This window comes from Deltaproteobacteria bacterium (genome assembly GCA_016931625.1).
Lineage (GTDB): Bacteria > Myxococcota > XYA12-FULL-58-9 > XYA12-FULL-58-9 > JAFGEK01 > JAFGEK01.
Genome location: JAFGEK010000076.1, coordinates 1 through 6,195 on the forward strand (window position 1 = coordinate 1; position 6,195 = coordinate 6,195).

At 42.9% G+C, this 6,195-nt stretch carries 6 protein-coding genes; 3 read left to right on the forward strand and 3 right to left on the reverse strand.

All coding sequences use genetic code 11. From position 1 onward, the window contains the following. The first annotated feature begins 137 nt into the window (after positions 1-137). The 3 genes from JW841_06745 to JW841_06755 all read left to right on the forward strand — a co-directional run bounded on the left by JW841_06745 (position 138) and on the right by JW841_06755 (position 2,335). On the forward strand, positions 138-1,280 hold the full coding sequence (locus JW841_06745; GenBank protein MBN1960626.1) for an ATP-binding protein: 1,143 nt from the start codon (positions 138-140) through the stop codon (positions 1,278-1,280). Positions 1,281-1,731: 451 nt separating this feature from the next. Beyond that, positions 1,732-2,019 carry a type II toxin-antitoxin system RelE/ParE family toxin gene (locus tag JW841_06750; protein ID MBN1960627.1) on the forward strand — a complete coding sequence of 96 codons (288 nt, stop codon included), beginning with the start codon at positions 1,732-1,734 and terminating at the stop codon, positions 2,017-2,019. A 4-nt stretch (positions 2,020-2,023) separates the two neighbouring features. Then, a complete protein-coding gene (locus JW841_06755) occupies positions 2,024-2,335 on the forward strand; it encodes a HigA family addiction module antidote protein (GenBank protein ID MBN1960628.1) in 312 nt (103 codons plus the stop codon). Between the two features lie 227 nt (positions 2,336-2,562). Here JW841_06755 and JW841_06760 read toward each other — a convergent pair whose 3' ends face one another. From JW841_06760 to JW841_06770, 3 genes are all read right to left on the reverse strand, one after another. Further along, the gene (locus JW841_06760; GenBank protein ID MBN1960629.1) at positions 2,563-5,529 is read right to left on the reverse strand and encodes an ATP-binding cassette domain-containing protein; all 2,967 of its coding nucleotides are present in this window, start codon (positions 5,527-5,529) and stop codon (positions 2,563-2,565) included. After that, positions 5,480-5,869 (reverse strand): transposase, encoded by a 390-nt coding sequence (locus tag JW841_06765; protein ID MBN1960630.1) that lies wholly within the window; start codon positions 5,867-5,869, stop codon positions 5,480-5,482. The genes JW841_06760 and JW841_06765 overlap by 50 nt, the downstream gene beginning before the upstream one ends. Then, positions 5,809-6,195, reverse strand: a 387-nt coding sequence (locus JW841_06770) for a transposase (protein MBN1960631.1), incomplete at its 5' end; no start/stop codon positions are given. The genes JW841_06770 and JW841_06765, both read right to left, overlap by 61 nt.

Below are 6,195 nucleotides of genomic sequence, written 5' to 3' on the forward strand. Positions count from 1 at the left end.
CATGACAAACTACTACACCTTGCCCATGTTGATCGCGGACATTTACCCGTGCTTATACTGCGGACATATACCGTATCAGTAACACGTGATGTTGCAATTTGGTTGTCAAAACTCCAAATTGCACATATAATGGAGTTATGTACTCCAGAAATATTGCACTCACCGATACGCGCAGCTTCTTTCTTTTTGGTCCGCGTAGCACCGGTAAATCTACCTGGCTCAGAAACGCTTTGCCTAAAGCGCTCTTTATTGACCTTCTCGATAGTGAGATTTTCACGACACTACTCGCGCAACCGCAGCGACTAGAAGGAATCATTCCCGTAGGCTGGCGGGAGTGCGTTGTCATTGATGAAGTTCAGAAAGTGCCGGCGCTACTTGATGAAGTTCACCGACTAATCGAATCAAAACATCTGCGGTTTGTTTTAACTGGTTCTAGCTCGCGTAAATTAAGACATGGCGGTTATAATCTCCTGGCTGGTCGCGCCCATCTGCGAGAGATGTATCCCCTTACGGCTGCTGAGCTTGGTGCTGATTTTTCATTGGCGCACTCCCTGGTTTATGGTCAATTGCCACTTGTATATGTCGATCCCAACCCAACCGCATTTCTTAAAAGTTATGTCAGCACCTATCTCAATGAAGAAATACAACAAGAGGGGCTAACCAGGCGACTTGCTACCTTTGCGCGGTTTCTCGAGACCGCTAGCTTCTCACAAGGCGCCGTGCTCAATATTTCTTCAGTCGCACGTGACGCTGCTGCTGAACGCAAACTCATCGAATCATACTTCGCCATTCTCGAAGACTTGCTTATCGGCATTCGTTTGCAACCTTTTGTGCGTAAGGCAAAACGGCGGCTGGTACTACACCCTAAATTCTATTTTTTTGATGTCGGGCTATTTCGCGCTTTACGACCACGCGGACCTCTCGACAGTGAGGCCGAGATTTTAGGACCAGCGGCAGAGACACTAGTTTTGCAAGAGCTACGTGCTCACAATAGCAACGCTCAGCTAGGATATGATCTCTATTACTGGCGTAGCACTACTGGTGCCGAGGTTGATTTTGTTCTGTACGGTGAGCGCGGTCTTGTCGCTATCGAAGTTAAAGCTGGCGCACATTTGCGAGCTGAAGATCACCGCGGCCTTGCGGCTTTTCGTGACGACTATCCGATGGCTAAATGCTATTTGCTCTACACGGGCACACGTGCGGCGCATGAGTCTGGTGTAGAAATTATACCGCTTGCCAAGTTTCTACCGCAGCTTGGAGAAATCTTAGCCGGTGAGTGATTCACCTACGCCATACCATCTACCCGGGAGAATTTGCCGCGGACTTCACCATACTGCTCGTGGGTAGTGTTCGCGAATGTTGGTTTCGGCAGCCAAACCTCTGCGGCTCAGGCTTAATGCTACGCTCATGGTTTTGCGGCGCCATGACTTACGCTAAAACTTGTTGCAAGCGTTCAAAACCCTGAACGCGTTATAGCGTTATAGGGCGTTATAGGGGACACTGTCTTTAATACACTGTCTTTAATACTACGAAACGTGCGAAGCAGTAAAGCATCTAAATCAGCTGCCGCAAGTACATTGTCGCAGCGTTGCCACTAGTTTCAACGTTTATACGATAAATATATGAAGGTTGGTTCTTGCTCGAAGATGAAAATACTTTAGTATAAGACAATATTACCTTGTGCTATGCCCGCTTGACGTTATTAACGCGACACGGTATTATATTTAAATAATGATTAAAAGCTTTCGCGATAAAGAAACCGAAAAGATTTGGGATGGTGAATTATCGCGAAGACTACCGACAGATATTCAATCTGTGGCGCGGCGAAAGTTGCGTATGTTGAATAATGCGCGAGGAATTGTCGACCTGAGAATTCCACCTAACAATCGTCTTGAAGCGCTTGTCGGTGACCGAAAGAGTCAGCATAGTATTCGCGTCAATCAACAGTGGCGTGTTTGTTTTATTTGGCGCAATGGTGATGCTTTTGACGTTGAAATTGTCGATTATCACGGAGAATGAAAAAATGAAGAAACCAAAAAAACTACCCAACATTCATCCTGGTGAGGTTTTAGAAGAAGAGTTTCTTAAACCCAACGAAATCACTCGTTATCGATTGGCTAAAGATATTGGTGTGCCCGCAACTCGTATAGCAGAAATTTGCGCAGGCTCTCGTAGTATCACTGCTGATACGGCACTTCGTCTAGCTGCTTATTTTGGCGTATCCGCTAAGTTTTGGTTGGGCTTGCAAGAAGACTTTGACCTTGAAGAAGAAACATCTAATAAAGCCAAAGTTTTTGAGGCTATTCACCCTTGGCGTAAAGCTGCTGCGGGGTAGGGCAGAGCAGAATTGCTTAGGCACCTGCCTGACCACTTGCTTCGCACATCGAATAGGCTCATCGTAAAGCGTAATTTATTATTTTCAAGTTGGATGAAATTATTGTATTTACAATATAACGATAAAAACTAGGGCGCTTCGATTTTCGGCGCCTCTACCCAAAAGTGTGAGCTGCAGAGCTATCCCAACCGCCTTTTGCGCACCGTTTTTTTAGGTAGGTTTAGGTATTAATGCCCGGTATTTGTTTCGCATCCAATGGTTCGTAATCTTATCCCAGAGGTACAATCGAATAAATGAAATTTATTTAAATTAAGGATTGCCTCACCCGTACAAGGAAGAGATTTGTCTAGGGCAAGACGAGCGGTGAGCTGGCTGTGGCCAATTTTTACATTAAGTAATGAAATTTTTTTAATCGTGTTATGGTGCAGGTCTACAATGCGACCGCGCACTGTTGTATTGCCAGCACCCCAAGCAATCTCTTCAGGGCGCACACCGATATTCAAACCACTGTAAGTTTTGCTGATGCTGTCACCAGAGAGCAAGTTGATAGCAGATATTTCAGTATCGAGATTTAAAAACTCGGCGACAAAAATGTTTTTCGGCTTTTCATATATTTCTTCTAGGGTTCCAATTTGTTCGATGTTTCCGGCACGCATGACCGTTATTAAATCAGCGAGCAAGGCTGCCTCTTGTTGATCATGGGTAACGTAGATAGTGGTTATATTGAACTGCCGCAGCAATATCTTGAGATGCAGGCGATATTTCTCGCGAAGTTGCTGATCAAGGTTAGAGAACGGTTCGTCGAGCAGAAACAATTTTGGTTCACGAGTGATGCAACGCCCTAGCGCAACTCGTTGGCGCTCACCACCAGAGAGCATATTGGGTTTTTTACCAAAAAGATATTGAATGTCTACCCCTAATAGTTGACTAGTTCGCTGTAGCTTTGCTTGTGCTGTAGCGTCGAGTTTTGGCGTTCGTCGTTTAAACATGAAGAAAGACAATAAATTTTTGCGAGCATTTAAATGTGGATACAAGGCGTAGTTTTGAAAAACCATACCAATACCGCGCGCACTTGGCGGAGTTTGGTACATGTCGACATTGTCGTAAAGCACTTGCCCTATATCTGGTTTTATGAGCCCCGCCATAATCCGTAAGATTGTGCTTTTTCCGCACCCGCTTGGGCCGAGGATAACCATTACCTTTCCATCGGGTATTGTGAGATTAAGTCCGGTAATACTAAAAGACGATACTTTCGGTGTACCCGGTTTACGAAAAAGCTTAGATAAAAAAGTTCCCGGCAGTTGAGCGCCACCTATTGATAGCGTCTTAGAAATGTTGCTGAGAGTGATAGTCGCCATGGTGGCAAAATATAGCATAATATTATCAAGAATATTTAACAACTTATCTTTTTTGCAGTGTTGGACCGTTATAGCAATCCCATCTTGGGTAACGGTAAGTCCTCTTTTTTGCAACATTATTCTTATTGTGTTAATTATTTTATCGCCGCGCCAAGGAAATAAAAGTGAATCCCCAGCGTATTCAATAATTACCGATTCTGCCAATCCTAAATTAATAAAATTTATTCGTGCTTCTCGTAAAAATTTGCCCGCAGTGTCGTTAAGAAAATCTGGTATATCAATTTCTTTTAATATTTCGAGCATTTCCTTGCTGATAACGTCAGCGACGTTGCCTATTCCACCAGAAAATTGCGGAGGTTTTCCTCCTGTTGATGGGACAACGAAAACTGTCTTAGTTTTTAAATCTACTGAAGTTACTTGCCACCGATGCCCGGCAAAAATCAAAAATGAGTCTTCCATTATTGGGTAAGTTACAGGTAAAGTACCAAGGGTTCGTTTGGCTGTGATAAGGCGGTATTCCTCTGGTGTAGAAAAGACAGTATAAAACGAGTAGTAATTAATTATTTTTTCACCAATAGTGCCCGGCAAAATGGTGCCATCATTAGCCTGCATTAAAACGTCAGCCTTACCAAGAGAACGTAAAAGCCCTGTAAACTGAGACTGGTCGATTCCTTTGAATGGACCTTCTTGACAAAGACAATTCCACGCTTGTTGTGCAGTAGTGCCTCCATATTGTGCAATAATCAATAATATTTGTTGGACCAGTGTGGAGAGGTGAAGTCTACCTTTTTCAGGCGGCTCGTACCATCGTCTTATTAGAAGACGTGTCATAGCTATCGCTTGAATCAGTTGAGGGTGAATCATGTCTTGCAATGAGGACTGTTGGCTTAGCTCTTGTTTTTCAATGTAGATTCTTAATACAGCAGGGTCTCCTTTTTTTCTACCCGATCTGCCTAGTCGTTGTCTTAGTGACGAAACATTGTTGGGAACACCTATTTGCGCAATAGCGGCTACACAACCGATATCTATCCCCATTTCCAAGGTTGAAGTGCAAACCACGTTTACAGGTAGATGGCCTTGTTTAAGTCGTTCTTCTATGTCTAGTCGTAGCTCTCTTGCCATGCTACCATGATGTGGAAAAAATTCATTTGGTAACTTATCGGCTTCGGACATACGTGTTAATTTGTCGGTATAGCTTTCTACATCCTGCCTGCTATTGCAGAATATTAAATTGTGTACACCACGGTGGGTTTTGAAAATATGTGTTGTAATTGATTCATTGGTGTCGTCGATAGACTCTAACTCGTCATTAATCTGATTATTTGTAGAAGGTAATCTTTTAGATATATAACCTCGAATTTGAAGTTTAACTTCTTGACCTCCATCTCTAGAAGTTAGTTGAACAACATCATTCCAATTATTTTGACTAATAAATTGTGCTGCACTGATCATATCACTCAAGGTAGCACTAAGCCCAATGAGACGAATTCTACGTTGGATATTACTTTCTAGACGGTGCAATAGTGATTGCAATTGTCGTCCACGTTCACTGCCGATGAATGCATGCAACTCATCGATAACTATTGAACCGATACTTCCAAATAAATGGCTAATGTAGTGGCCATGATTGACAAATATGGATTCAAGAGATTCAGGTGTAATTAGAAGAATTCCTCTTGGCTCTTTTAGTAACCGTTTTTTTTGCGACGAAGAAATGTCTCCATGCCAACGATGCACTGGAATTCGTAATTCATCACAGAGCTGTTCAAGTCGCCTGAAATGATCATTAATTAATGCTTTTAAGGAGCCAATATATAAACTGCCTATACTTAACACGAATCAATACAGCGAATACTAATTTAACTGCACTTTGTTCATCCCATAAATGCGGTATTGTTTTGGTCCGTCGCCTTTCTTCAACAAAAGTACACTCAACCAAATTTGTAGTTCGCACTAATGGCCTATGACGAAATGGCACATGTAAATGATTTAAAGATGATTCCAAATCATCTTCTAAACAGCGACAGGCTTCGGGGAATTCAGATTTTTTTAAAGCGATTAACTGCTTTATGCGCGCCATACCTTCTTTATAAGTTGGTGCATCACGAACATCGATTACCAATGCCTTGAAATCTGCCCAAGCATCGGGAGGCGAAACCAACAGCGAATGCGCCATGCTTTGGGCCACATAGCTTCAACTGCTTTTGTTAAACCTGGTGCACCATCGGTTGTTACTGTCAATGGTGTTGCCAATCCTCGTTTCACCATATCGCGAAGAAATTCAATGCAAGTGGCGTAGCTCTCAGTATTGCCACTAACCAAATTTAACAACACTTTACGACCGTCAGTGCAGATACCCCAGGCGCACATAACTGCGGTTTTACAGCCATGACGACGTAATGGTTCATAAACAGCATCAATGAATAAATATGCTATATCAAAACCATCAAGCTTACGATTACGAAAAGCTTCATATTGCTCATAGAGTTTTTGTGTTACTTC

What these genes read in the sequence shown, in the direction of transcription:
- JW841_06745 (MBN1960626.1), top strand. Translation starts at nt 138, where the DNA reads ATGTACTCCAGAAATATTGCACTCACCGATACGCGCAGCTTCTTTCTT.
- JW841_06750 (MBN1960627.1), top strand. Translation starts at nt 1,732, where the DNA reads ATGATTAAAAGCTTTCGCGATAAAGAAACCGAAAAGATTTGGGATGGT.
- JW841_06755 (MBN1960628.1), top strand. Translation starts at nt 2,024, where the DNA reads ATGAAGAAACCAAAAAAACTACCCAACATTCATCCTGGTGAGGTTTTA.
- JW841_06765 (MBN1960630.1), bottom strand. Translation starts at nt 5,869, where the DNA reads ATGGCGCATTCGCTGTTGGTTTCGCCTCCCGATGCTTGGGCAGATTTC.